General features: G+C 70.2%; 1 pseudogene. It reads left to right on the top strand.

Features of this window, described 5'->3' with window-relative positions:
• A pseudogene (locus tag ACLN58_RS22475) lies at nt 1-940 on the top strand (hypothetical protein); the annotation flags it as partial.
• Nucleotides 941-1,087 lie beyond the last annotated feature (147 nt).

The following is a 1,087-nucleotide window of genomic DNA, read 5'->3' as shown; positions in this document are numbered from 1 at the left end:
GGCCCACGCCACGACGCCCCCGAGCCCGTCGGCGAGTCCTTCGGACTCCGCCTCGGCGCCGGCGCCCCAGGACAAGGTGCTCATCGACGAACAGCTCCAGCGGATCCTCGACCAGGTCGGCACGGCCGTCGCGGCGGGGGATCAGGCCAAGGACCCGAAGCAGCTCGAGCCGCGCGTCGCGGAATCGGCGCTGCAGGCGAGGACGCAGAACTACAAGATTCGCGCGTCCGTCGCGACGATGGCCGCCCTGAGCCCGGTCCGCGGAACGCGGCTCCTCACGAGCGTCGTGCCGACCCAGCGCACGTGGCCGCGTACCGTCATGGCCGTGACGAAGGGCGAGGGCAACGCGACTCCCCAGATCCTGACGCTCCGCCAGGACAACGCGCGCGCCAACTACCGGCTCGTCGAGGCCGCCCCGCTCCTGCCGGGCTCAACGTTCCCGAACGCCCTCAAGGCCGGCGCGCAGCAGATTGCGCTCGACTTCAAGACCGGCCTCGCGTTCTCGCCCATCGACGCGCTGCACGGCCTCAGCGACCGGCTCTCGGGCGGGGACGGGTGGAAGGACAAGATCCCCGACAACGCGTACATCAAGGACACGGTCGGCTACGAGCAGGACATCATCAAGTCGACCCCCAACGGCGACATGAAGTTCGCCCACAACACGACGGGCAACGACGCGGCGGCCTACCGCACGGCCGACGGCGGGGCCATCCTCGTCGCGCCGCTCGAGTTCACGATCACCGGAACGCCGAAGGCCTCGGGCGACAAGCTCACGGTGAACGACGATGCGGCGGCGCTCGCGGGCGGCAAGGAGGCCAAGACCTCGATGACGCTCCGCTTCCTCGAGTCCGTGGTGCTCTACATCCCGCCCACGGGCAGCAAACAGCCGATCTCGCTCGTCGGCGGCACGCGCAACCTGGTCGGCGCGAGCGTGAGCTGACGCTCGGGCCAAAAGGGGTACTCGCGCGTGGAGCGCTGAGGACTTCGCGAGGGGCGGAACTGCTGTGAGCAGTTCCGCCCCTCGCACTATGGTGGAGCCATGAGCGTTCCCGGTTCCCGCCAGCCCAGCCCTCTGCCCCCCGCGAGC

Origin of the sequence: Sinomonas sp. G460-2, from assembly GCF_047759905.1 — a bacterium.
Classification (GTDB): domain Bacteria; phylum Actinomycetota; class Actinomycetes; order Actinomycetales; family Micrococcaceae; genus Sinomonas.
This window is presented reverse-complemented; position numbering and strand designations above follow the sequence as displayed.